Origin of the sequence: Providencia sp. PROV174 (assembly GCF_028480685.1) — a bacterium.
GTDB classification, from domain to species: Bacteria; Pseudomonadota; Gammaproteobacteria; order Enterobacterales; family Enterobacteriaceae; genus Providencia; species Providencia rettgeri.
Genome location: NZ_JAMPOT010000014.1, coordinates 214422 through 238237 on the forward strand (window position 1 = coordinate 214422; position 23816 = coordinate 238237).

Sequence of the window (23816 nt, forward strand, 5' to 3'; positions counted from 1 at the left end):
AATTTTTTGGATGGAAAATTAGTAGCAATCACTTGTGGTTGCTACTTTTTTATGGCGCCTTTAAAACAGTTTGGTGACTTAGAGAAAAGTACCTAATACTATAAATCAGTCAATTGATTGATTTTTCAATGGGTTTGTATTGATGATAGATAATCAATTTTATTAATAAAGTTCATCTTAAATTAACATTTGCGGTAAATATCAATAACAATGGGTATCTAAATAAGATACAATTCTGCGCTATAAATTCGTACTCAGATGACGGAAAAACGTTGCACCTGCGCACTTCAATCAGACAATTTGCTGCCTATCTTGCACTATTGGCTGTGGCTATGCTGTTTATTGCTCCATTGTTCTCTAAATCGATGAGGCTGATGGAACACTGCGTGAGCCCTAACCCTAATAGTGCAATTGATCATTCATCGGCAGACCATACGATGCACACGCATCAAGGTATGCTGATGCCTGAAAATTGTGATGTTTCTGCGCCAATGAATCACATGTTAATGACGGGGATTGGGCAATCTCCGATGGAAGACATTGCATGTGGTTACTGCCAATTATTGATCCACTTTCCATTTCTTATCTTATTTATTGCTGCAGTTATTCGGCAATTAGCCACGCTGACACTATTTATTCCTTTTGAACGTTGTGTTCACATTTGGTTATTTAGACCATGGTCATTACACCTTGCTCGAGCCCCGCCTATTTCCTGATGTCTTAGCATTGTAAATATTACAAATCAATTTATTGCTATTTTGCCTTCACTGGGCAAAACGCGTTCGCTCACCTTGAATTTTTTTGCTTATTAAGCAATTTATCTGTGGGAGCTGAAATGTGTTTGCAGCCTAAAAGATGAAGGCAGCATCTTCCTTTTCTAAGAAACAGGTGAAAAATGAATACACACGTTTTTAAAGGGGCTCCTATTGCGACACTGGTCATTAGTGCAATTTTTACGGCGTCTACAGTTGCTAAAACTGAAATAAACCAAAGCCTACTTTCAGATAGTTCAGTGATGATTGTTACTGCGCCGGTCGACTCACCATTAACCATTACGACATCCCCTAAAACACCAAGGCAGCCAGTCCCTGCAAGTGATGGTTCTGATTACCTCAAAACCATCCCTGGTTTTTCACAAATACGTAATGGTGGAACTAACGGTGATCCGGTTTTTCGCGGCATGTTCGGTTCTCGTTTGCGTATTTTAACCAATGATAGTGAAATGTTAGGTGCGTGTCCTTCTCGCATGGATGCGCCGACTTCTTATATCTCACCGGAAAACTTTGATGTATTGAATATGATTAAAGGCCCGCAAACTGTTTTATGGGGGCCTGGAAATTCTGCTGGAACAATCCGTTTTGAGCGCGAAAAGCCGTTATTTACTGAAGCGGCTATTAAAGGCAACGCAAGTGCCTTAACGGCATCTAATGAGCGTTGGGATGGTAATGCAGATATCAGTTTAGGTAATGAAACGGGGTATATTCGTGTCATTGGTAATAAATCACGTTCAAATGATTATAAAGATGGCAATGGTGATAAGGTTCCTTCGAAATGGGATAAGTGGAATGCAGATATTGCTGTTGGCTGGACGCCTGATGAATACACATTATTAGAACTGACTGCCGGTAAAGGTGATGGAGAAGCTCGCTATGCGGGGAGAGGAATGGATGGGTCTCAGTTTAAACGCGAAAGCTTAGGTTTGCGCTTTGAAAAGAGTAATATCGGTGATGTGTTTGATAAAGTTGAGGCTAATATTTACTACAATTATGCCGACCATATTATGGATAACTACTCGCTTCGCTCGCCATCAGGCGGTGGAATGAGCGGTGGCCATATGGGGCATGGAGGCCACGGTATGATGAATATGCCAATGAAAATGCGCGTTGACCGCGAAACCATGGGCGGCCGTACCATGGGAACATGGCTGTGGAAAGATTATGAACTGCGTGCAGGGGCTGACATGCAGACCAATAAACACCGTAAAAACAATAATAATAGTTGGAAAAAAGATGCACAATTCCAAGACTATGGTGTTTTTAGTGAATTAACTTGGCATGCGACTGAACAAGGTAAAGTGGTCAGTGGAGCTCGTTTAGATCGCGTGATAGTTGAAAATAATACAGGCGTGGGTTCTTCAGGGCGAAATACGGTGATGCCAGCAGGCTTTGCACGTTATGAGCATTCATTATCTGGTACGCCGGTTATGTTATATGCAGGTGTTGGCTATACCGAACGCTTTCCGGATTACTGGGAACTGTTCTCGCCTAAACTCGGCCCAGATGGTAGTAATAATGTGTTTGATAAGCTAAAAACAGAAAAAACGACTCAGTTAGATATTGGGGCTAAATATAGCCATGAAGATACCAATGCATGGGTTTCTGCATATGTGGGTCGTGTCGATGATTTTATTCTCTTCCGTTATAGCGCAACAAATCCAAGAATGAGTCAGGTTGAAAATGTGAATGCATTAATTATGGGGGGCGAGCTCGGTGTAGCACAGAAACTCAGTGATGAATGGAAAGCGGATGCAAGCCTAGCTTATTCGTGGGGAGAAAATCGCACGGATGGAAGGGCATTACCGCAAATGCCACCGTTGGAAAGCCGTTTTGGCTTATCATGGGAAAAAGGTGATTGGACCACGACAGGTTTAGTCCGCGTTGTTAGCCGCCAAAATCGCGTTGCTATAAATGATGGTAATGTGGTGGGTAAAGACTTCAGTAAAAGTGCAGGTTTCACGATTTTTTCATTAAATACAGCGTATACAATCAATGAAAACATGAAATTAAGCGCAGGCGTTGATAATTTGTTCGACAAAACCTACAGTGAGCACCTTAACTTAGCTGGAAATAGCGGTTTTGGTTATTCATCCAATGTGCCAGTAAATGAACCAGGAAGAAATTTTTGGGCAAAAATTAATGTGACATTTTAATTATTAGATAAACAACCCGTACAGCACTTGTATGGGTTGTTTGCGAGTTATTAAATAATAACAGGAATATAGTAATTTAGCTCTTGAATGAAATTGCGTGAGTCATTCATGAATACTTCATAAGAGGGTTTAGATTTCAGGACATATTGTTCTACATCAGGCCCTTCGCCACGGACGATGTCCATTTCAGCAAGTACCTTCCCATAAGCAGTATAAATAATATCATTGTAATCTATACCATGAAGGCTACTAATGATCTTGATTTCTAAATAATCTCCTGCAGGTAATTGTAAGTGGGTTGTATGGGGAAGTGCAATCTCTACATCTTGTTCATCTAGAGCCGTGGTATACAGGAAATGGCCTTCTGCATTCGCACTTTGATCTACACCATGAATTGCATATAAATGCTGAGTGACATAAGGGTTTTTATCGAAAAAAGCTTTCCAATAGTATCGGCGTAGCTCATCTGTTTTTAGGTTCCACTCATTAATATCTTTAGTGTAACGATGTTTAATGCCGAGTAAATTAATGGCTGGTAATTGAGTCAATTTAACTCGAACATTTAACTCTTTACTTTCTCGTAGAGGTAAACAGAACCCTTCAATCTTCCAACCTTCGCGTTTTCGATATTCAGAAGGGGTGAGATTAAATTGCTTTTTAAACGCGCGGCAAAAAGTTTGTTGTGAGTCAAAACGGTACCTCAGAGAAATGTCCATGATGCTGTCATTTGTTAGCCGTAATGCGACAGCAGAACAAGAAAGGCGTCTGGCTCGGATATAGGAACCAAGCGCGAGCCCTGTTTGATTCTTAAACAGGCGCTGAAAGTGCCATTTGGTGTATCCTGATTTATCGGCAACAGTATCTAGGGATAGGCGAGATTCTAAATTTTGTTCTATCCAGAGAATGATTTCCCTGATAACACTTTCTTGTAGCATGATTTTCCTTTCAGGTCTCTTTTACTTACCAATAAAATAATAAGCCATAAAATACATCAAGGTTATGACTGGCAAGTATTCATAGGTGCTCGTAATAGGATACCACGCCAACTGACAATTTTATTAAAAAGATGTGAAGTTAAGTAAGTTTTGGGAGGTAGAAAAGTAGGAATATTACCTAAATACACCTATTTAGAGTTTACATAATTTGTCTAATTTTTACATATTGCAGTATGGACTGAAAGTAATGAACATGGCATAAATAGGGTGAAGTAATTTTATTTTTATCGAAAACAGTCTGTTGAAGTAATCTATTTTGGAGGTTCAATATAAGAAGTGTGTAATGTAAACCATTAATCTGAAAAGGTCATTTAGTATTATAAGCATAACATGAAATATTTTGCTTTATCATCTAAATTTAATGTTGTAATTCCGACTAATAAATAAAAAAAAACGTCTTTTTTTATGATGTGAAAAAATTAAAGTTATTATAATTATCCTCTGGAAACTTATTGATACGCATGAATACAAATTGTCACTAATTTCTTAAGGTTATAACATTAAATCAAGCAAGATGGTTTTATCTAATTGAAGATCTAAGCTAGAATTTTAGTTAACGTGAAAATACAACGTTTAGTCGTCAACTGATTATAATGTAAATTTAGCTATTGATAGTGAGATTAAACAATGTGACCAGCTTCACGAGTTAAATGTAATGGTGAAATTATATAGTCTATTTATATCATTGTATTAGCTAAAAATTGGGTTTTTAAGTCATAAATGAATGGTCTTTAAATGACTTGTTTAATTAGGTTTTTATTATTTTAAGTCAATTTATAAATTTATGGTTGGTGATAATTTACGCACCGGTTAATTATATTAATTTTAATATTTAGTAGAGGTTATTATGGGGAAAGAAAGTATTGCTAAAATGCTAGGGATAAAAATCCGAAAACAACGAGAAAATCATAAAATATCGATAGAAAGAATGGCGAGCTTAATCGGTGTAACAGAAGAAGAAATGAATCGATTTGAGACAGGAGAGAGTTGTATTGATGTTGATTCATTATTTCAATTTGCATATCTCTTCAATGTTGACCCGGCTTCTTTTTTATATGGGGTTGTAAATGTAAATAGTGGAACGTGTAGATTAATACACTGATTGTAAGTAATTTGATTATGTTATATTAAATTTTACAGTACTATTATATAACCCACTAATATAATAATGTGTTCTGTTTCTATCAGAATAATCTTTATATTTTATGGTAATCAAATATATCCATAGATATTTAGCTGTTTTATTACTTTATCTGTTAGCTCATTAGCGTGGCTCCATTGATTAATCTTAGCTAATTTTGTGTTACTACTGAGTCTTAAAACAAATTGGTCAAGTTGCTTTACAATGAAATTATCTTGATTAACCTCTTGATATTTTTCATTAAAAGAAAGTTTTTTCTCTACCTCATAGCGGTTATTGCACTGCTTCAATGATAGTTTATCTGAGATCTTTCCTGTATTGAAAAAGATTTCAAATGAAACCAATAAACCGTTTTCTTGGCGTAGATTAATTATTAATACGTCGCCATCGGCTCTTTGAGTAAAGGGATGCGAGAACTGAATAGAAGGGAGTGAAAGGACAAAATCAGGCATTAATGATAACAATAATTCTATGTTCTTTGTGATGGTGTTTCGTAATATATTGAATGGTAGTTGGTTTTCAGGCTCTACTATTCGGTGTGTTGTGATACGTAATAACCCTGTTTCGCTACCCTGTTTAGGCATTAAAGATGCTTTTATTTGATTGAACTGGTTATCAAAGCTCAAAGGCTGGTTGTAGTCAATAAATACGTCATGGCGCACGGCTTGCTTAAATACTTCATTCAGTTCGCTTTCACTAAAGTTAGGGATATCATTTAATAGAACATCTTTTCCTGCAGTTACCGCAGTCTGAATAGCAAATCTTAGTAACTCATCACTGCAAGTGGATGTCATTATTATGCAATCAACGTCATCATTGTTGATTAGCTCTTCTATCTTTTTCTTTTGGCACATGAAGTCAGTCATAGAAGGAAGAGATGGGGACAAATGGCAAATTGACTTTAGCTCACTATGATGGGTGCAGCATTTTATCGCATCTATATAAAGTTGGTTATAAGGAGCAGTGCCGATTAAACCAATACCAGAACGATTAATTGACGTGACAGAATGCTGTTCTTCAAGTAAACGCAGGTGGCCGAGTAAATAAAGAAAGTGTGTATTTAACATGCTTAGCCCTTATTCTTAGTTTATCTAACACGCGATATAATTCCAACATAGCAGGGTGAAATAATAATTTCATTTTATTGTCATTTTAGAATTTGTATTTTCTGATGGGATTCACAAATTAAAGAAAAAAATGAAACTTAATAAGTATTCAATAATGACGTGTATGTTAATCAGGGAAAAGGTAGGAAGAGGCTCTGAATTAATGGAGGTGTTTAATTACAGAGCCGTATAACTAGACTAAGCTGCTACCTTGACGATAGGCTAATGCAACGGTCAGTGATTGTGCTAAACATAAGGTGGCTGACTGCGAACGAAATGCATCTACTTGGGCTTCTTTGATAACAAAACAAACATCACTGAAACTTGCCAACGGGCTGATTTGGCTATCAGTAATAACGATTTGCTGTGCACCCGCTTGAGCCGCTTTCTCACTTACCATGACAGTTTCCGAGGCGTAAGGTGTGAAACTGATTGAAATTACAACGTCGTTTTCACTGATCCGACTGATCTGCTCTTTGAACATTCCACCAAGCCCATCAATAAGGACAGGACGGCATTCCAAATGGCTAAGTGCGTAACTTAAATATGTTGCAACGCTGAATGAACGACGCAAACCGATAATGTAGATATTCTGTGCATTCGCTAAAAGCGATACAGCTTTTTCAATATCTTCAGCAGGGGTTCTAGCTGCCATTTGTTGTAACGCTTGGGCGTTAGAATGAGCGAACTCCTTCAAAATTTGCGAAGGGTCATCACTCAGTTCTTGGGAACCATCCATTTCACGAAACATACGGGCTCTATCTGTGTAGCTGGCCGTCTCTTCCACAAGGTTCATACGAAATAATTGTTTCATTTCATTAAACCCACTGAAATTAAAAGCATTTGCAAAGCGGATCAGCGTCGAAGGCGGAACCTTAGCTTCCTTTGCAATGACGGCAACGGTATCAAACGCGACACTATTCGTATTGTCTAATACATAGCGTGCCACTTGCTGTAGCCGTTTACTTAGTTCGTCATATCGCGAGCGAACTTGCTCTTGAAACTCATTTAAATTTGATGCACTTGACATATAACCTCCAGAATTTGGCTCTAATTGTAGTTGTTTTACAGCGTTAGTCGAATCTTTTTGAAACACTTAGTTCATATTTAAAAATTTTCTTTTTTTAGAATCGTAAAGTAATTTGAATTTGGGATAATAAATTGAACAGCTTACATCAATTTGTTCTCTTGTTTTCTTGATTGAAAGAAAGCCCTGTTTAACTCAATACAACGGCAAAATAGCCAATAAATAGGTGATGGATATAAGTTTAGGATTGGTATTTTTTTAGTCGCGATTAAAATTTCGCAAAAACTTTGTCTAGATCACATAAATTGAATGTTATTTCAAATTTAGTTGTAAATGAAACAAATATTTCATATACATTGAGTAACAAGGTAACTCTGTCAGCTAAAGAGAGGCAACATGGAACAGATTCATAATTTCATTGGTGGTGAAATAGTATCCAGCAAAAGTGGGCGTTTTGCGCCTGTATTCAACCCGGCAACGGGGGAGCAAATTGCTCAAGTTGTACTCAGTAGTGCCGATGAAACAAAAAAAGCTATTGAGATTGCGAATAAAGCATTTCCTAAATGGTCAAAACTATCTCCCCTAAAACGCTCTCGGGTTTTATTCAAATTTAAAGCTTTACTTGAAGAGAATATGGATGAACTGGCGCGTTTAATTTCAAGAGAACACGGTAAAGTTTTTTCTGATGCGGTAGGTGAATTAACCCGAGGTTTAGAAGTCGTTGAATTTGCATGTGGTATTCCTCACTTACAAAAAGGTGAGCATTCAGCCAATGTTGCTACAGGTGTTGATAGCCAATCATTAATGCAGCCTTTGGGCGTTTGCGCGGGGATCACGCCATTTAATTTCCCTGCAATGGTACCGATGTGGATGTTCCCAGTGGCTATTGCAACAGGTAATACTTTTGTTTTAAAACCGTCAGAAAAAGATCCTTCTTTAGCATTAGCATTAGCTAAATTATTAAAAGAAGCTGGTTTACCTGATGGCGTATTTAATGTTGTTCAAGGGGACAAAGAATCCGTCGATGTACTCTTAACTGCACCAGAAGTTCAAGCCGTTAGTTTTGTTGGCTCAACACCTATTGCTGAATATATTTACACGACGGCATCTGCTCATGGTAAACGCTGCCAAGCACTTGGTGGCGCGAAAAACCATTGTATCTTAATGCCTGATGCCGACATGGGGCAGGCTGCTAATGCTATTATGGGTGCAGCGTTCGGTGCTGCAGGTGAACGTTGCATGGCATTATCCGTTGTCTTAGCTGTTGGTGATGAAACGGCAGATGCGCTCATTGCTAACCTGAAAGGCCAAATTGCTAAAATGTCAGTGGGCCCAGGTTTGACGGAAGGCAAAGAAAATGACATGGGGCCCGTAATTTCAGCACAGCACAAAGCAAAAATCTGCGACTATATTACCAGCGGTGAAAAACAAGGTGCGACATTATTGGTCGATGGCCGTGATTTTAAAGTGAAAGGCTTTGAAAATGGTTATTTTGTAGGGCCAACATTATTTGATAATGTCACGCCTGAAATGGACATTTATCAAGAAGAAATTTTTGGGCCTGTATTAGCCGTAGTGCGAGTTCCAGACTTTGAAACGGGTTTGAAACTGATTAACCAACATGAATATGGTAATGGAACGGCTATTTTCACTCGTGATGGCGAAACAGCGCGCGAATTCCAAGAAAATGTTCAGGCGGGAATGGTCGGGATTAACATACCTATTCCAGTACCGATGGCATTCCACAGTTTTGGTGGTTGGAAACGGTCTATTTTTGGTCCATTAAATGTACATGGAAATGACGGTGTTCGCTTCTATACTCGCATGAAAACAGTCACTAGCCGTTGGCCTGCAAGTGTTCGCTTAGAGCACCATGAAAGTAGTTTCACAATGCCAACCATGGAATAAACGGAGACCCGTATGAATAAGCAGAAAATGACGACCGCTCAGGCGTTGGTTAAATTTCTCAACCAACAATATGTTGATGTCGATGGTGAGCAGTATCCGTTTATTCAGGGAGTATTTACGATTTTTGGCCATGGTAACGTTGTGGGTTTAGGTCAGGCGCTTGAAGAAGCGCCTGGTCATCTACGCGTTTATCAAGGATGTAATGAGCAAGGTATGGCGCACATTGCGACGGGTTTTGCTAAACAAAAAAAACGTAAACAAATTTTTGCTGTGACATCCTCAGTCGGCCCTGGTGCCGCAAATATGATCACCGCAGCAGCAACGGCAACTGCCAATCGTATTCCATTATTATTGTTGCCAGGGGATACCTTTGCGACTCGTCAGCCCGACCCAGTATTGCAGCAAGTCGAACAATACGGTGATGGAACTATCAGTACTAATGATTGTTTTCGCCCAGTTTCACGTTATTGGGATAGGGTTTCACGGCCTGAACAGCTGATGGCGGCGATGGTCAATGCCATGCGAGTGTTAACTGACCCTGCGGATACTGGCACGGTAACCATTTGCCTACCCCAAGATGTTCAAGGCGAGACGTGGGATTACCCCGATTATTTTTTCCAAAAACGCATCCATCGTATTGAACGTAGACCACCGACAGCGGTGAGTATCGAAGAAGCCGTAAATCTAATTCGTAGCAAGAAAAAACCATTACTCATCTGTGGTGGTGGGGTACGTTATTCCGAAGCTCACGACGCATTTTTGCAATTTGCTGAAGATTACCGTATTCCATTTGGCGAAACCCAAGCGGGTAAAAGTGCCGTCGTTGCTAGTCATCCCTTGAATATGGGCGGAATTGGTACAACAGGTGGGCTAGCAGCAAATTTGTTGGCTAAAGAAACTGACTTAGTGATTGGGGTGGGGACTCGCTTTACGGATTTTACCACCGCCTCGAAGTCATTATTTAGCCATCCAAATGTAACATTCTTAAATATCAATGTTGCGGAGTTTGATGCAAGTAAGTTAGATGCATTGAAAGTGGTTGCAGATGCCAAAGAAGCGTTACAAGCACTGAGTATAAAATTGAAAGATTCTCACTATGAAACTCAGTGGGGGGATGAAATTCAGCAGGCTAAACAACAATGGAAAAATGAGCTGGAGCGCTTGTTTAGTATACAGTACCGGCCATTAGATTTTGTTCCTGAAATTGCAGGCCATCTTGATGACAAGCTTGAAGAGTACCGTAAAACGCTTGGTACAGAACTGGCGCAAACACGGGTGTTAGGCTTGATGCAGCAATGTATGGAAGACGATGCCATTATTGTAGGTGCTGCAGGTTCATTACCGGGTGATTTACAACGTATTTGGTTACCAAAACAAAGGGATACCTATCATCTTGAATATGGCTATTCATGTATGGGCTATGAAATTGCCGCCGCTGTTGGAGCTAAAATCGCTGCACCGAAACAACCTGTTTATGCGATGGTTGGAGATGGCTCTTATTTAATGCTACACAGTGAACTGCAAACCGCGATTCAGGAGAATATTAAGATCACCATTTTATTGTTTGATAACGCGGGATTCGGCTGTATTAATAATCTGCAAATGAGCCAAGGCATGGGAAGTTTTGGTACAGAGAACCGCCATCGAAACCCACAGACGGGGTTGATGGATGGGCCGTTAGTGAAGGTCGATTTTGCTAAAAACGCAGAAAGCTATGGCTGTAAAAGTTATCGAGTACATGATGAGGAACAATTGATTGCCGCACTGAAAGACGCGAAGTCCCATTCGGGCTGTGTATTGATTGATATTAAAGTACTTCCGAAAACAATGACCAATGGTTATGAAGCTTGGTGGCGGACAGGAACGGCACAAATTTCTAAAAAGCCTCAAATAGTTGCTTCTGCTGAAAAGATTAAAGAGATGGTGGAACATAAAGTACGTCTTTATTAATCAATATATTGCGTTAGTGTCTTATAGTATCCAAATAACTCGACGGTGTTTTACCGTCGAGGAATGTTCTTCGTTTTCTTAATGGGTCAGATGTGTAACTAAGTAGGGTAGTTACTGGAAAATTAGCAGGGATTGCTTTGGTTTTAATTTGCATAGTGGTTATTACTTGCCGTTCTATATTCGCTATACTTCAAGTTGTATAGGGGACAGCACTACGCTAATCGCCAATACAACTCGGATCATTTGGATTATATACCCAGCTTTGGCTGGGTTTTTTTATGGTTCTTATAGTTTGAAAATTATTTTATTGAAATGTATGTTTTATTTTAAGGTAAAAAAAGATCAAAAAAAGAAGTCATGAAAATTTAATGTGCGAGCAAACACTGACTTTATTGTTAAATGCTGCTCGCTTACATTGTCAATTTGTGATCTGAATAACACTAAAAATACACTTTAATATAACATTTGTTATCTAGAGCCCAAAAATATAATTTTCAAAAAATTATAAATTGAAATGAATGTTTTATTTGGTATATTCCGTAATATCCAAATAGTGGATTTAAGGTATCAAGGAGCATTTGAATGTTCAATATAGCACTATTCGGCGCAGGACGTATCGGACAGGTTCATGCTGTTAATATTGCCGGCCATAAAGAAACCAAACTTTATTCTGTTATCGACCCTTATCAACCGAATGCGGTTGCCTTGGCTGAAAAATACCAAGCAAAAGTACAGACGACAGAAGAAGCAATGCAAGACCCTAATATACAGGGGGTTTTAATCGCTTCAGCCACAGATACTCACGCTGATTTAATCGAACTCGCCGCCAAACATAAAAAAGTGATCTTCTGTGAAAAACCTGTTCATCTCGACCTTGAGCGTGTGAAGCAGTGTTTAAAAAGCGTGAAAGAACATAATGTTCCACTGTTTATTGGTTTTAATCGTCGCTATGACCCTCAATTTCGCCACTTGAAAAATTTATTCCAACAAGGCGCTATTGGTAAAGCAGAATCTTTAATTATCACGTCTCGTGATCCGTCACCACCACCTGCGGAATACGTGAAAGTCTCCGGTGGTATGTTCAGAGATATGACGATTCATGATTTTGATATGGCGCGCTTTATGATTGGCGAAGAGCCTTGCTCTGTCTACGCACAAGGCAGCAATGTTGTTGACCCTGCTATCGGTCAAGCAGGTGATATTGATACTGCGTTTATCATCTTAAAATTCCCATCTGGCGCAATGGCGACCATTTCTAACAGCCGTCGTTCAGGTTATGGTTATGACCAACGCATTGAATTACATGGTGAAAAAGGCTTATTAACGGCAGGTAATATTAAAGAGAACAGTGTTGCGCTGTTAAGCGAAGTTGGGTGCTTATCCGCCAAGCCAGAGTATTTCTTCTTACAACGTTACCATGAGGCATACCAAGCAGAGTGGCAGCATTTTGTTGATATCTTAGCTGGTCGTGCGGAATCTGAAACGACAGGTACCGATGGTGAATTGGCTTTATATCTTGCAGACAAAGCGCTGGAATCATTAAAAACAGGTAAAGAAGTTAAATTGTAATTAATACGGTAATACTATTTAACTTAATTATAGACTTGCGGTTAAAAATCTATTTTTAGCCGCAATTGTAAATATATTCATTTATCAATGAGTATATAAAATACTGACCTTACTTTTATTTAATACTCTTTAGGCTTTCAATGTTCTGAGATTAATTGAGGCTTTTTATAATCTTACTTTTTTTAATTTAACTGATGTATTTATCGTTTTAAATTCGCGAAAACTATTTTCAAAGAGTTTATCGATCAGGCCTAAAGTTAGCAAAGTAGCGATTCAAACCAGAGTGCCAGAAACTTATTTCATTATTTAACATTTAACATTAAAAATTTATTTAAATATTGAAAAATTGTTTTTTTGGTAAGACATAATGATTCAAATAATAAGGTAATAATATGTCATTAATCATGAATCTCAATCAACAACAGAGAAAAAGGTTGCATCAAATAACCTTGGTTGCAACCTTTGGTGGATTACTATTTGGTTATGATACTGGTGTCATTAACGGTGCATTTTCATCACTGAAAGAAAACATGGGCTTAACGCCAACCACGGAAGGGCTGGTAATGAGTGTCCTATTAGTGGGAGCGGCATTAGGCAGTGTTTGTGGTGGACGTGTAGCAGACTTTGTCGGGCGCCGTACTTATTTGCTTTACCTCTCATTTCTATTTTTATTTGGGGCATTTTTATCTGCGGCGGCTCCAAATATTGAAGTTCTTCTTATTGCTCGGTTTATATTGGGCTTTGCGGTGGGCGGGGCTTCGGTGACAGCACCGACATTTATTTCGGAAGTGGCTCCGACTGAAATGCGGGGAAAACTTACCGGACTCAATGAAGTTGCTATTGTTATCGGGCAGCTAGCGGCATTTGCTATCAATGCAATTATCGGTTCTATTTGGGGCCATTTACCGGATGTCTGGCGTTATATGCTGTTAGTGCAGGCGGTACCTGCACTGTGTCTGTTATTTGGTATGTGGAAAGCGCCTGAAAGCCCACGCTGGCTAATGAGTAAAAACCGTCGTGAAGAAGCGCTGAAAATCTTGAAGCAAATTCGCCCTGAAAAACGCGCCATTCAAGAATATGAAGATATCGTGACCTTATTAGATGTTGAAGCTGCGGAAGCTAAACGTCACCCGAATGCCAATAAACAAAATTTAGCGTTAATTTTTAATACGCCTTGGATTTTTAAATTGGTATTAATTGGGATGGTGTGGGCGGCATTACAGCAAACGACCGGGGTTAACGTTATTATGTATTATGGTACAGAAATTCTCAAAACAGCGGGTTTTTCTGAGCAAACTTCTTTAGTTTTCAACGTATTAAATGGTGTATTTTCTGTCGGTGGTATGGTGATAGGGGTTCTATTCCTTGTTGACCGATTTAAACGTAAGACGCTGATTGTTGGTGGTTTTGCTTTAATGGCATCGTTACACTTATTAATTGCAGCAACAGACTACTTCTTAACCGGGGATGTTAAAGCAACATTAATTTGGTTACTTGGCGCGGTGTTTGTTGGGGTTATGCAAGGAACAATGGGCTTTTTAACTTGGGTAGTACTTGCAGAGCTATTTCCACTTAAAATCCGCGGGTTATCTATGGGGATCTCAGTCTTCTTTATGTGGATTATGAATGCGATTGTGAGTTATTTATTCCCTGTATTACAAGCAGAACTTGGTTTAGGTCCAGTATTCTTAATTTTTGCGGTAATAAACTACTTAGCTATCGTTTTTGTGGTGAAGTTATTACCAGAAACATCAAACAAATCATTAGAGCAATTAGAAGAAGAGCTCTCATCAATGTAATTATTACTTATTGGTGGTGTGAATATACCTAATTAACTTAATCGAGGGTTGGATATGATAGAACAACTAACCACAAGTAATTTGCATTTAGGTTGTCAGGCAAGAAATAAAGCTGAAGTACTCAAAATGGTGGGTACGGAATTTAAAAATAAAGGTTATGTTGATAGGGATTGTGTGCATTTCTTAACGGAAAGGGAACAGCAAATATCAACATTTTTGGGGAATGGCATCACGTTGCCACATCTACCTAAGTCTGCTAATGATATTATCTTGCATACTGGTGTTGAAATTTTTCAATTCCCTGACGGTGTGATATGGGACCGGACCAATGTGATGTTTATCGCAATAGGTGTGATTGCAAAATCAAGAGAACACATTGATGTACTTAGGGAAATCGCACTGATTTTCAGTGATGAGTTTATTGCCAATGCATTGTCTTTGACATCAAGTAAAGAAGAATTTTTAAGCATTCTTCATCGCTAGTTTTGAGTTCTGAAGAGAGTATGGGATCTTTACCTGATCCCATACCCAATAAATTTCATCTTTAGTTATTCTATTTCATTTCATTCCACGTTATGACGCTTCTATTGTTTTTCCCTTCCGTAAATTTAATATTTATTTTCTTATATATTAATTGATTACATTAAAAATTCACGTTGGATCACATAATGAAATTAATATTTCCAATAATATTGAAAGTGAAACGAATGTTCCGTATAACATGATTATTGAAATAAAAATCTGGAACAAGTATTAGGCCAGCCATTGTGTTACATAAAATGAGCGAGAGGTAGAACAGATGAAAGAGATCCGTATCGGGATGATAGGTACTGGCTATATAGGACGAGCTCATGCCATTGCTTATGCACAAGCAGCAACCGTTTTTCCATTACAGGGGAAATTGGTTCGTGAAATGATTGCAGAAATTACCCCTGAGTTAGCACAGACCCGAGCTCAGGAAATGGGATTTAATCGTGCAACCGATGACTGGCGAAAATTAGTTGCAGATCCAAATATTGACGTGGTGGATATCTGTTCGCCTAATTTCCTGCACAAAGAAATGGCAATGGAGGCAATTAAGCACGGTAAACATGTTTATTGCGAAAAACCATTAGCGCTCAATTCTGAAGATGCCAAAGAAATGGTCGAAGCGGCTAAAAAGGCGGGTGTTTTAACGTTAGTGGGTTTTAACTATATGAAAAACCCTACCTCTCAGCTAGCCAAAGAAATCATTGCAAATGGCGAAATTGGAGAAGTTATCCATTTTTATGGTACCCATAATGAAGATTATATGGCTGACCCTAGCGCGCCGATTCACTGGCATTGTTTTAAAGAAAAAGCTGGCCTAGGTGCCTTGGGGGATTTATCTGCACATATTATTAATATGGCGCAATTCCTAGTAGGGGATATTGAAACCGTTTGTGGTGATATGGAAATTGTCATTAAACAGCGTCCAGAAAAAGCGGGTTCAGCCGTCATGGTTACGGTTGAAAATGAAGATCAGGCGCATGCCATGGTGCGTTTTGCTGGTGGCGCAATGGGCGTTATAGAAACTTCACGAATCGCCGCTGGCCGTAAAATGGGACTAACCTATGTGGTGACTGGCACCAAAGGGACACTGTCTTTCACTCAAGAAAGAATGGCAGAGCTAAAGCTCTATCGTCATGATGAACCTAGCAACCGTCAAGGTTTTAAAACCATTTTTGTGGGGCCAGAGCACCCGGATTATGCGCCATTTTGTAATGGTGCAGGTCATGGTATTGGCTTTAATGACCAAAAAACAGTTGAAGTGCGTGATTTAATTGATGGCGTTGCAACAGGGCAGCCAATGTGGCCTGATTTTGAAGAGGGCTGGAAAGTATCACGAATATTAGACGCGATAGCACGTTCATATGATGAACAACGTTGGGTTAACGTTAAAGAAATCAATTAATTCTGTTGTAGTTAAGGGGTAATTAATGGATAAGCAGAAGAAGTTAGATGTTATCTGTATGGGCCGTATTGCCGTTGACCTGTACGGACAACAGATAGGTTCTCGTTTAGAAGATGTGAGTTCGTTTGCCAAATATTTAGGCGGCTCTTCAGGAAACGTGGCATTCGGCACTGCAATACAAGGATTAAAATCGTCAATGCTTGCCCGTGTGGGGGATGAGCACATGGGGCGTTTTTTACGTGAGGAATTACAGCGTGTAGGCTGTGATACCAGCCATCTTATTACAGACAAAGACAGATTAACGGCATTAGTTATCTTAGGGATCAAAGATCAGGATACTTTCCCATTAATTTTCTATCGTGATAACTGTGCAGATATGGCGATTACGCCAAATGATTTTACCGAAGAATATATTGCATCCGCACGCTGCTTGGCAATTACAGGAACGCATTTATCGAATCCGAAAACTCGCGCGGCCGTATTGAAAGCGTTGGAATATGCTAAACGTAATAACGTCAAAACAGCCATTGATATCGATTATCGCCCAGTCTTATGGGGGTTAACGTCTCTCGGTGACGGGGAAACGCGCTTTATTGCTTCCGATAGTGTCACGCAACAACTGCAAGATGTGTTATCGATGTTCGATTTGATTGTCGGGACAGAAGAAGAATTTCATATTGCAGGCGGGACAACGGATACGGTACAAGCACTCAAGAACATTCGCCAATTGACGGATGCGGAACTGGTGTGTAAACGCGGTTCTCTTGGCTGCTCCGTATTTAGCGGTGCGATCCCAGAAACATTAGATGAAGGGATCACTGTTCATGGTGTCAGAGTTGAAGTACTTAACGTATTAGGTGCTGGTGATGCATTTATGTCTGGTCTACTACGCGGTTATTTAAACGGTGATGGTTGGGAAAAAGCCTGTGCTTATGCGAACGCTTGTGGGGCTTTAGTGGTTTCTCGCCATGGCTGTGCACCTGCAATGCCAACAAAAATCGAGTTAGATAATTACCTTGAACGTGCTGCGGCAGTACCACGTCCAGATCTCGATCCTATACTCAACCATCTGCATCGAGTGACTTCACGTAGCACACAGTGGAATGAGCTCTGTGTCATGGCATTCGACCATCGCATCCAATTCGTTGATATGGCTCGTAATGCTGGTGCTGATATTTCCTGTATTCCTTATTTGAAGAAGTTGATTTTCCGTGCTAGCAGTGAAGTGGCTGAAGAAGCAAATTTACAAGGTAAAGCTGGGCTACTTTGCGACAGTACCTTTGGCCAAGACGTATTGAATGATGTGACTGGTCGTGGTTGGTGGATAGGCCGTCCAATTGAGCTACCGGCATCAAGACCATTGTGCTTAGAACATGGCAATATCGGTTCTCAGCTGATCAGTTGGCCAAAAGAGCATATTGTGAAATGTTTGGTATTTTTCCATCCAGAAGACAACCATCCTCTGCGTTTAGAACAAGAAAAAACAGTTCAGGAAGTGTACAGCGCTTGTTGTCAATCAGGCCATGAATTATTGCTTGAAGTGATATTACCCGCGGATATGGAACGCAATGATGAGCTGTATTTACGCGCAATCAAACGTTTCTATAACTTAGGTATCAAGCCTGATTGGTGGAAATTACCACCACTACAAGCAGAAAATTGGGATGAAGTCGATGCGCTGATCCAAGAGCGTGACCCATACTGCCGCGGTGTCGTGCTATTAGGGCTTGATGCGCCACAAGCTGAGTTACAAGCAGGTTTTAATGCCGCAGCTGGGAAACCCATCGTCAAAGGATTTGCTGTTGGTCGTACCTTATTTGGTAAGCCTTCGTTGGAGTGGATGAAAGGCGAAATCAATGACGATGAGCTAGTTCAGAAAATCAAAGCTAATTACTTAAACCTGATAGCCCTATGGCGTCAGCGTAAATAATATTACTTTTACCTACACAGGAGCTTCATCATGGCAATCCAACTTGGTATCAACCCTTTGACATGGACGAATGATGATTTACCCACTTTAGGGGCAGAAACATCTCTAGAAACATGTTTAACTGAAGGTCGTCAAGCAGGTTTCGCTGGTTTCGAATTAGGCAATAAATTTCCACGCAAAGCGGAAGTTTTAGGACCGATTTTAAAACAGCATGACTTACAACTGGTTTCAGGCTGGTATTCGGGAGAACTATTATCTCGCAGTGTGGAAGAAGAAATTGAAGCGGTACAAGGGCACTTAGCGTTACTGCGTGATTTAGGCGCTAAAGTGATGGTGTTTGCAGAAGTGACCAACTGTATTCATGGCGACCAAAACAAACCTGTTCATATGCGTCCATTGTTCCCAGCCGATAAATGGGAAGAATACGGTAAGAAACTGACCGAATTCGCGAAATATACCTTATCTCAAGGCGTGAAAATCGCCTATCACCACCATATGGGAACCGTGATTGAGTCAGCAGAAGATGTTGATAACCTAATGAAGCACACGGGCGATGAAGTTGGTTTATTGCTAGATACTGGCCACTTAACCTTTGCAGGTGCAGACCCGGTTGAAGTGGCTAAGCGTTGGGCAAAACGGATCAATCACGTACATTGCAAAGATGTCCGTGCAGATGTCCTAAAAGATGTTAAAAACCGTAAAACCAGCTTCTTAGATGCCGTATTAGCCGGTGTGTTCACGGTACCGGGTGATGGTTGCGTTAACTATCCTGACGTGTTTAAGGTATTGAAAAATAGCCAATATGAAAATGGCTGGCTGGTGGTTGAAGCAGAGCAAGACCCTGCGATTGCACATCCATTAACTTATGCCACATTGGGTTACAACAATTTGTCTAAGTTTGCTAAGGATGCGGGTTTAATCTAAATCGTCGTCATATTTCAGTCTGTGGCGTTGTTGGCTTCGCTTACCCCCCCTAGTCACATACTTGTGTATGCTCCTAGGGATTGGTGCGCTAGCCGCCTAGCCACAAACTGAACTATTTGATTGATGAAACGGTTAGTGACTAAAAAGAATTGTCTATCTAGAATCTAAAAAGTGTCAGAGGAAAGTTATGTCAAAATTATTGTCGAAATACCATGCTCCAGATGCACATAAGCGTACTCAGCATATCACTCCACAAATCGCTAACTGGGGTTATGTTCACTTTGATGTTTACGAATTAAAACAAGGTGAGTCTATTTCCTTACCTGCTTCTGAAAATGAAATGTGCTTAGTCTTAGTCGCAGGTAAAGCGACGATTAAAACAACTAATCAAACGTTTGAAAACATTGGCGACCGAATGGATCCTTTCGAACGTAAAAAACCCTATGCTGTGTATGTGACAGCCCAAGAGTTTGCTGAGGTCATCGCAGATACTGACCTTGAATTGGCCGTTTGCAGTGCTAAAGGAAAGGGCACCTATCCAACACGTTTAATTGGTCCAGATGATATTGGTGCAGAGCAACGTGGCCATGGTTATAACAAGCGCTACGTGCATAATATTTTACCGGATGATAAAGCCGCTGACAGCTTATTAGTCGTGGAGGTCTTTACAGATGAAGGCTGCACCAGCTCTTATCCAAGCCATAAACATGACACCGATAATGAACCCAATGAAACTTATCTAGAAGAAACCTATTATCATCGTTTAAATCCATCTCAAGGTTTTTGTATGCAGCGTGTTTACACTGACGACCGCGAGTTAGATGAGTGCATGGCGGTATATAACAAAGATGTTGTTATGGTACCAAAAGGGTATCACCCAATGGCGACAGTGGCTGGCTATGATAACTATTACCTTAATGTGATGGCGGGACCAACACGTAAATGGTTATTTACATGGGAAAAAGACCATAACTGGGTGAACAGCGAAATCTATGCAGCGAAACATCGTGAAAAGTAAGTTAAAAACAGCAATATGTGAATGAATTAAGTTCTGTTATCTATCTTTGCCGGTAACTATTTACCGGCTTTTTTATGCTTAAACTTAATAGGCTGCGGTAAATTGTTGGCGAATAAATTGTGAATTATTCACTTCATCAAGAATAGCAACTGCAAAGTCTTCAACAGAAATTTTAGCGGGAGTATTACCATTCATTAATAATTGATTCCCGCCAAGCCGGAAGGTTTCTGTTCTTTCTCCTTCTTCAAGCATGGCGGCAGGAGAAACGTAGGTCCAATCTAATGAATCAATGGATTGTAATTGGTTTTTAAATTCTCTCATTGCTTGGGCGCCAGGCTTTATTTCAGCAGGAAAATCAGGGGAGTCAATTAAATCAATACCTGCAGTGGTTTTTAGACTTCCTGCACCACCCACAACAATGAACCGTTTGACCATGGATTTTTGTACAGCATGTAAAATTGCGAGGTTACCCGCAACAGTATCTTGATACAAATTAGGGTTCTGCCAACCGCCATTAAACGCACTGATGACAACATCCTGCCCCTTTAGCCGAGAGGTTAACCATGGAATATCGGTGATATCTCCAGCCGCGGTGATTAAGTGAGCGTGTTGAGATAGTTGATTACTATGACGAGAAATCGCTGTTACTTGGTGATGCCGAAGTAGCGCTTCAGCAACTAATGCTCTGCCAACAAAACCTGTTGCGCCAATAATCGATATTTTCATCTTCAGTTCCTCTTTGCTTGAATGTCACACTCAAGAGTAATGATACTGATAGGGCTAGGCTTTAGGACTAAGACTTCTTTTCCCAATGTGTTCTTTTTTGAGTATAGAACAGACGTTCTTATTGGGGAATATGCTTAATTTTATTTTGTTTCTCTAAATAACTTTAAAATAATACTCGTCATGATGGCGATGGTTCCTCCTAAGGCGGTTTCAAGAACGCGGTCAAACAATAATTCATAGGTTGGGTGACGCCAATATATAACGAGCTCAAGAATGGATAAAATTAAGCTTGTCACGACAAATGTCATAAACGTATATCCATGATGAAAACTCATTGGCATTAAAAAGGCGAATACCACAACTGCAATTAAACCGATGTATGGCATAAGTGGTAGGTTGAATAAAAAATACAGCAATAAAACAGAAATAAGGCTGCCTAAGACTCTCTGCAAAGTAATTTTAACGATGCTTTGTGATTTTGGATGCAATACAAAAACAAAGGTCAATAATGTCCAATAAAAGTGCCCTAGATCTATACTGCGTGGAATGGCAAGTGCGAGTAATAGCCCTAAAGCATAAATCATCGAACGGGGAATAATATTTTTTCTCAACGTAAACAAATTTTGTTCAACTAAAGCACTCGTAATAACGCTATGGCGTGTCATTTTATGACTAAGGAGATAATACGTGATTAGCGTTACTCCACTGCCAATAATAAAACCTAACGCCAAACTTCTTGATATATCAGGTAAAATGGTGCCAATTGTCGACATGATAATCATAAACTTCATCGTTAAATCCATTGCGGGATCTGTGCCATACAATTGGTAATAAATGAACGAAAAAATGGCGAGATAAATATAATACGCCGTACCAAGCCGCAGGGTATCACCGATAAAAATAGCCACTAAAATCATCAATAAACAACAAGCGGTGTAAGCATAGTTTTTATATTCTTTTGCTGCATTGAATAAATTAAATGAATACAGTGTTGAGAATGTCGCCCACATCGCTGCTTGCGCATCTAAAATCACAAAAGCAGTTGCGGCACTAAAAAACATACAGCTGGTAAAAATAATCCCATCATGAATAGCAGGAAACGTTCTCATAATTCGATGCTCGTAAATAGAATCTTAACTCATTAATTAATAACGTAATTAAATATTATACGGTGTGAAATTTCAAGGCAATCACTCAGTATTTATGACAAGTTACCATTAAATGGTATCAGTGGCGTTGTTAGTATTGATATTCTGTTTTTATGTGACAAAAAAGGCATAATAGGGAAGAGCAGTCGTAGCAATCATAAAGGTAATAAAATGCAAATAATCAATCCTCATGATTTTGTTTGGGTCAGCAGTAATAATGATGTCGCGATAGAATCGCTTCCTGAATGGGTTGGCTCACAATGGAACAGTAAATTACCGTTGACGGTATATCGAAATAAAGCGGATGAGAATAAACTGACTGTCGCAATTCGAGGAATTAAGCCACACCAACGCATCACGACACAAATTGAAAAATCGGCAATCACGCATATTATGAATGTGGAATCCTTGGTGGCAAATTCGGTGGAACTACAACGTTCAATGTTTATTGCTTTACCACCTGTGCAGGTTTTATGGATCATTTCGCAAACTAAATGGCCTTGGCAATGGGGAGTCACAGGCAGCTGTGCTTACACTTTAGCGACAGATATCCAAAGTATGTTGTCAGACTGCGACCTTGATGTGGTCATTCGCTGTCCGAACCCTCAAGAAAAAGAAGATTTTGCTGAGTTTGCTATTAAGGCGAATACACCCTATTGCCCAATCGATATCCATGTTGAAACGCCTAAGGGGGGGTTTTCATTAGCAGAGTGGTTTAAAAATGAAAAGGTTACATTACACACACCACTTGGCGATGTTATGACGGCAGACCCGTGGGATGAGAAATTATAGTTGTCATTTGTCTGTTAAATAATCGACTGTAGCTTGAATAGCCGACAAATTGGTTAAATATTAATTTTGATGTTCGAGCAGGTGATTTTTTACTAATCAAATAAAATCGGAGGCACATAATGCCTCCCCATTCGCCTATTATTAATGCTCAATATTCGGTTCTTGTAAACCTGCGTCATGCCATTCTTTCATTGCAGGCAAAACTAAAATTCGGTCAACCCATTGTTTAGCCGCTGGGTTTACAGGTAAATGATAACTGCGGATTCGGAAGGCAACGGGTGCAAAGAAGGCATCTACAGCCGCAAATTCACTGCCCGCAAGCCAAGGGCCGCCAAATTGGTTCAACCCATCCTGCCATAGTTTCTGCAAGCGGTTTAAGTCAGTTTGTAATTCAATTGAAATATTATTAAGTGGTGCATTATGAGCACCATCCATCGGACACTGCTGGCGTAACGCACTAAAACCTGAGTGCATTTCTGCGCTAGCACTTCGAGCCCATGCTCTGGCTTTGCGATCTTTTGGCCAGACTTGCGGGAAGTCTTCTGCAATATATTCACAAATGGCTAATGAATCCCATATTGTTTGGTTTTCATCGATTAAACAAGGGACTAAACCGGTAGGGGAAAAACGACTGAATTTCTCATGACTGCTTTTACCGTTTTCAAATAAACACAAATTTTCTTCAAACGGGATCTGTAATACCTTTAGTAAAACCCATGGGCGCAATGACCATGAAGAGTAGTTTTTATTTGCTATCCAAAGTTTATACATAGTATTTAACCTATCAGTCAGTTCGCGCAATGTTAAAAGGACGAATACCAATGTATGGGGAAAAAGGCAGACCTACAAATGTTATTTTATCGAAAATAGCTTATATCTATTAGGAATAAGCTAGATTTAATTGAAATTAATAAATAAATG

At 39.6% G+C, this 23816-nt stretch carries 19 protein-coding genes; 13 read left to right on the plus strand and 6 right to left on the minus strand.

What is annotated here, in order from left to right; all coding sequences use genetic code 11:
- Window positions 1–365 precede the first annotated feature (365 nt).
- Together PSE60_RS13855 and PSE60_RS13860 are read left to right on the plus strand one after the other, a co-directional pair.
- The gene (locus PSE60_RS13855) at window positions 366–716 is read left to right on the plus strand and encodes a DUF2946 domain-containing protein (protein ID WP_419182214.1); all 351 of its coding nucleotides are present in this window, start codon (window positions 366–368) and stop codon (window positions 714–716) included.
- Window positions 717–895: 179 nt separating this feature from the next.
- Window positions 896–2929 carry a TonB-dependent copper receptor gene (locus PSE60_RS13860; protein WP_272665784.1) on the plus strand — a complete coding sequence of 678 codons (2034 nt, stop codon included), beginning with the start codon at window positions 896–898 and terminating at the stop codon, window positions 2927–2929.
- 50 nt (window positions 2930–2979) lie between these two features.
- On the opposite strand, the gene PSE60_RS13865 is transcribed toward PSE60_RS13860, so the two are convergent.
- Window positions 2980–3864, minus strand: a complete 885-nt coding sequence (locus tag PSE60_RS13865) for a helix-turn-helix domain-containing protein (protein WP_272665785.1) — start codon at window positions 3862–3864, stop codon at window positions 2980–2982.
- A gap of 907 nt (window positions 3865–4771) precedes the next feature.
- Between PSE60_RS13865 and PSE60_RS13870 the strand changes: the two genes are divergently transcribed.
- Complete coding sequence (locus PSE60_RS13870; RefSeq protein ID WP_210838914.1) at window positions 4772–5026, plus strand: helix-turn-helix domain-containing protein; 255 nt, start codon at window positions 4772–4774, stop codon at window positions 5024–5026.
- 110 nt (window positions 5027–5136) lie between these two features.
- On the opposite strand, the gene PSE60_RS13875 is transcribed toward PSE60_RS13870, so the two are convergent.
- Entirely contained in the window at window positions 5137–6132 is a 996-nt protein-coding gene (locus PSE60_RS13875; RefSeq protein ID WP_272665786.1) for a hypothetical protein, read from the minus strand.
- Window positions 6133–6364: 232 nt separating this feature from the next.
- A complete protein-coding gene (locus tag PSE60_RS13880; protein WP_004913314.1) occupies window positions 6365–7201 on the minus strand; it encodes a MurR/RpiR family transcriptional regulator in 837 nt (278 codons plus the stop codon).
- Window positions 7202–7594: 393 nt separating this feature from the next.
- On the opposite strand from PSE60_RS13880, the gene PSE60_RS13885 reads away from it, so the two are divergent.
- The 9 genes from PSE60_RS13885 (at window position 7595) to iolB (ending at window position 20229) form a co-directional block, all read left to right on the plus strand.
- Complete coding sequence (locus PSE60_RS13885) at window positions 7595–9106, plus strand: CoA-acylating methylmalonate-semialdehyde dehydrogenase (protein ID WP_272665787.1); 1512 nt, start codon at window positions 7595–7597, stop codon at window positions 9104–9106.
- A gap of 12 nt (window positions 9107–9118) precedes the next feature.
- A complete protein-coding gene (gene iolD, locus PSE60_RS13890) occupies window positions 9119–11056 on the plus strand; it encodes a 3D-(3,5/4)-trihydroxycyclohexane-1,2-dione acylhydrolase (decyclizing) (RefSeq protein WP_272665788.1) in 1938 nt (645 codons plus the stop codon).
- Between the two features lie 582 nt (window positions 11057–11638).
- Window positions 11639–12625 carry an inositol 2-dehydrogenase gene (gene iolG / locus PSE60_RS13895; RefSeq protein WP_004262138.1) on the plus strand — a complete coding sequence of 329 codons (987 nt, stop codon included), beginning with the start codon at window positions 11639–11641 and terminating at the stop codon, window positions 12623–12625.
- Window positions 12626–13017: 392 nt separating this feature from the next.
- Window positions 13018–14424 (plus strand): sugar porter family MFS transporter, encoded by a 1407-nt coding sequence (locus PSE60_RS13900; RefSeq protein ID WP_004913304.1) that lies wholly within the window; start codon window positions 13018–13020, stop codon window positions 14422–14424.
- A 54-nt stretch (window positions 14425–14478) separates the two neighbouring features.
- Window positions 14479–14907 carry a PTS sugar transporter subunit IIA gene (locus PSE60_RS13905; RefSeq protein WP_004262128.1) on the plus strand — a complete coding sequence of 143 codons (429 nt, stop codon included), beginning with the start codon at window positions 14479–14481 and terminating at the stop codon, window positions 14905–14907.
- A gap of 316 nt (window positions 14908–15223) precedes the next feature.
- A complete protein-coding gene (locus PSE60_RS13910; RefSeq protein WP_004913299.1) occupies window positions 15224–16357 on the plus strand; it encodes a Gfo/Idh/MocA family protein in 1134 nt (377 codons plus the stop codon).
- Between the two features lie 25 nt (window positions 16358–16382).
- Window positions 16383–18287, plus strand: coding sequence for a bifunctional 5-dehydro-2-deoxygluconokinase/5-dehydro-2-deoxyphosphogluconate aldolase (locus tag PSE60_RS13915; RefSeq protein ID WP_210838905.1), 1905 nt, complete (start codon window positions 16383–16385; stop codon window positions 18285–18287).
- 30 nt (window positions 18288–18317) lie between these two features.
- Window positions 18318–19211: a myo-inosose-2 dehydratase gene (gene iolE / locus PSE60_RS13920; protein WP_272665789.1), complete on the plus strand. Its 894-nt coding sequence runs from the start codon at window positions 18318–18320 to the stop codon at window positions 19209–19211.
- Between the two features lie 187 nt (window positions 19212–19398).
- Window positions 19399–20229: a 5-deoxy-glucuronate isomerase gene (gene iolB / locus PSE60_RS13925; RefSeq protein ID WP_004913292.1), complete on the plus strand. Its 831-nt coding sequence runs from the start codon at window positions 19399–19401 to the stop codon at window positions 20227–20229.
- Between the two features lie 84 nt (window positions 20230–20313).
- Here iolB and PSE60_RS13930 read toward each other — a convergent pair whose 3' ends face one another.
- Window positions 20314–20955: an NAD(P)-dependent oxidoreductase gene (locus tag PSE60_RS13930; RefSeq protein WP_004913290.1), complete on the minus strand. Its 642-nt coding sequence runs from the start codon at window positions 20953–20955 to the stop codon at window positions 20314–20316.
- A gap of 140 nt (window positions 20956–21095) precedes the next feature.
- Window positions 21096–22064 carry an FUSC family protein gene (locus tag PSE60_RS13935; RefSeq protein ID WP_004913289.1) on the minus strand — a complete coding sequence of 323 codons (969 nt, stop codon included), beginning with the start codon at window positions 22062–22064 and terminating at the stop codon, window positions 21096–21098.
- Window positions 22065–22274: 210 nt separating this feature from the next.
- On the opposite strand from PSE60_RS13935, the gene PSE60_RS13940 reads away from it, so the two are divergent.
- Window positions 22275–22895: a malonate decarboxylase holo-ACP synthase gene (locus tag PSE60_RS13940; RefSeq protein ID WP_272665790.1), complete on the plus strand. Its 621-nt coding sequence runs from the start codon at window positions 22275–22277 to the stop codon at window positions 22893–22895.
- 141 nt (window positions 22896–23036) lie between these two features.
- Here PSE60_RS13940 and PSE60_RS13945 read toward each other — a convergent pair whose 3' ends face one another.
- A complete protein-coding gene (locus PSE60_RS13945) occupies window positions 23037–23666 on the minus strand; it encodes a glutathione S-transferase family protein (RefSeq protein WP_272665791.1) in 630 nt (209 codons plus the stop codon).
- Between the last annotated feature and the right edge of the window lie 150 nt (window positions 23667–23816).

Coding starts and splice junctions, on each gene's coding strand:
- PSE60_RS13855 (WP_419182214.1), top strand. CDS start 366: ATGAGGCTGATGGAACACTGCGTGAGCCCTAACCCTAATAGTGCAATT.
- PSE60_RS13860 (WP_272665784.1), top strand. CDS start 896: ATGAATACACACGTTTTTAAAGGGGCTCCTATTGCGACACTGGTCATT.
- PSE60_RS13865 (WP_272665785.1), bottom strand. CDS start 3,864: ATGCTACAAGAAAGTGTTATCAGGGAAATCATTCTCTGGATAGAACAA.
- PSE60_RS13870 (WP_210838914.1), top strand. CDS start 4,772: ATGGGGAAAGAAAGTATTGCTAAAATGCTAGGGATAAAAATCCGAAAA.
- PSE60_RS13875 (WP_272665786.1), bottom strand. CDS start 6,132: ATGTTAAATACACACTTTCTTTATTTACTCGGCCACCTGCGTTTACTT.
- PSE60_RS13880 (WP_004913314.1), bottom strand. CDS start 7,201: ATGTCAAGTGCATCAAATTTAAATGAGTTTCAAGAGCAAGTTCGCTCG.
- PSE60_RS13885 (WP_272665787.1), top strand. CDS start 7,595: ATGGAACAGATTCATAATTTCATTGGTGGTGAAATAGTATCCAGCAAA.
- iolD (WP_272665788.1), top strand. CDS start 9,119: ATGAATAAGCAGAAAATGACGACCGCTCAGGCGTTGGTTAAATTTCTC.
- iolG (WP_004262138.1), top strand. CDS start 11,639: ATGTTCAATATAGCACTATTCGGCGCAGGACGTATCGGACAGGTTCAT.
- PSE60_RS13900 (WP_004913304.1), top strand. CDS start 13,018: ATGTCATTAATCATGAATCTCAATCAACAACAGAGAAAAAGGTTGCAT.
- PSE60_RS13905 (WP_004262128.1), top strand. CDS start 14,479: ATGATAGAACAACTAACCACAAGTAATTTGCATTTAGGTTGTCAGGCA.
- PSE60_RS13910 (WP_004913299.1), top strand. CDS start 15,224: ATGAAAGAGATCCGTATCGGGATGATAGGTACTGGCTATATAGGACGA.
- PSE60_RS13915 (WP_210838905.1), top strand. CDS start 16,383: ATGGATAAGCAGAAGAAGTTAGATGTTATCTGTATGGGCCGTATTGCC.
- iolE (WP_272665789.1), top strand. CDS start 18,318: ATGGCAATCCAACTTGGTATCAACCCTTTGACATGGACGAATGATGAT.
- iolB (WP_004913292.1), top strand. CDS start 19,399: ATGTCAAAATTATTGTCGAAATACCATGCTCCAGATGCACATAAGCGT.
- PSE60_RS13930 (WP_004913290.1), bottom strand. CDS start 20,955: ATGAAAATATCGATTATTGGCGCAACAGGTTTTGTTGGCAGAGCATTA.
- PSE60_RS13935 (WP_004913289.1), bottom strand. CDS start 22,064: ATGAGAACGTTTCCTGCTATTCATGATGGGATTATTTTTACCAGCTGT.
- PSE60_RS13940 (WP_272665790.1), top strand. CDS start 22,275: ATGCAAATAATCAATCCTCATGATTTTGTTTGGGTCAGCAGTAATAAT.
- PSE60_RS13945 (WP_272665791.1), bottom strand. CDS start 23,666: ATGTATAAACTTTGGATAGCAAATAAAAACTACTCTTCATGGTCATTG.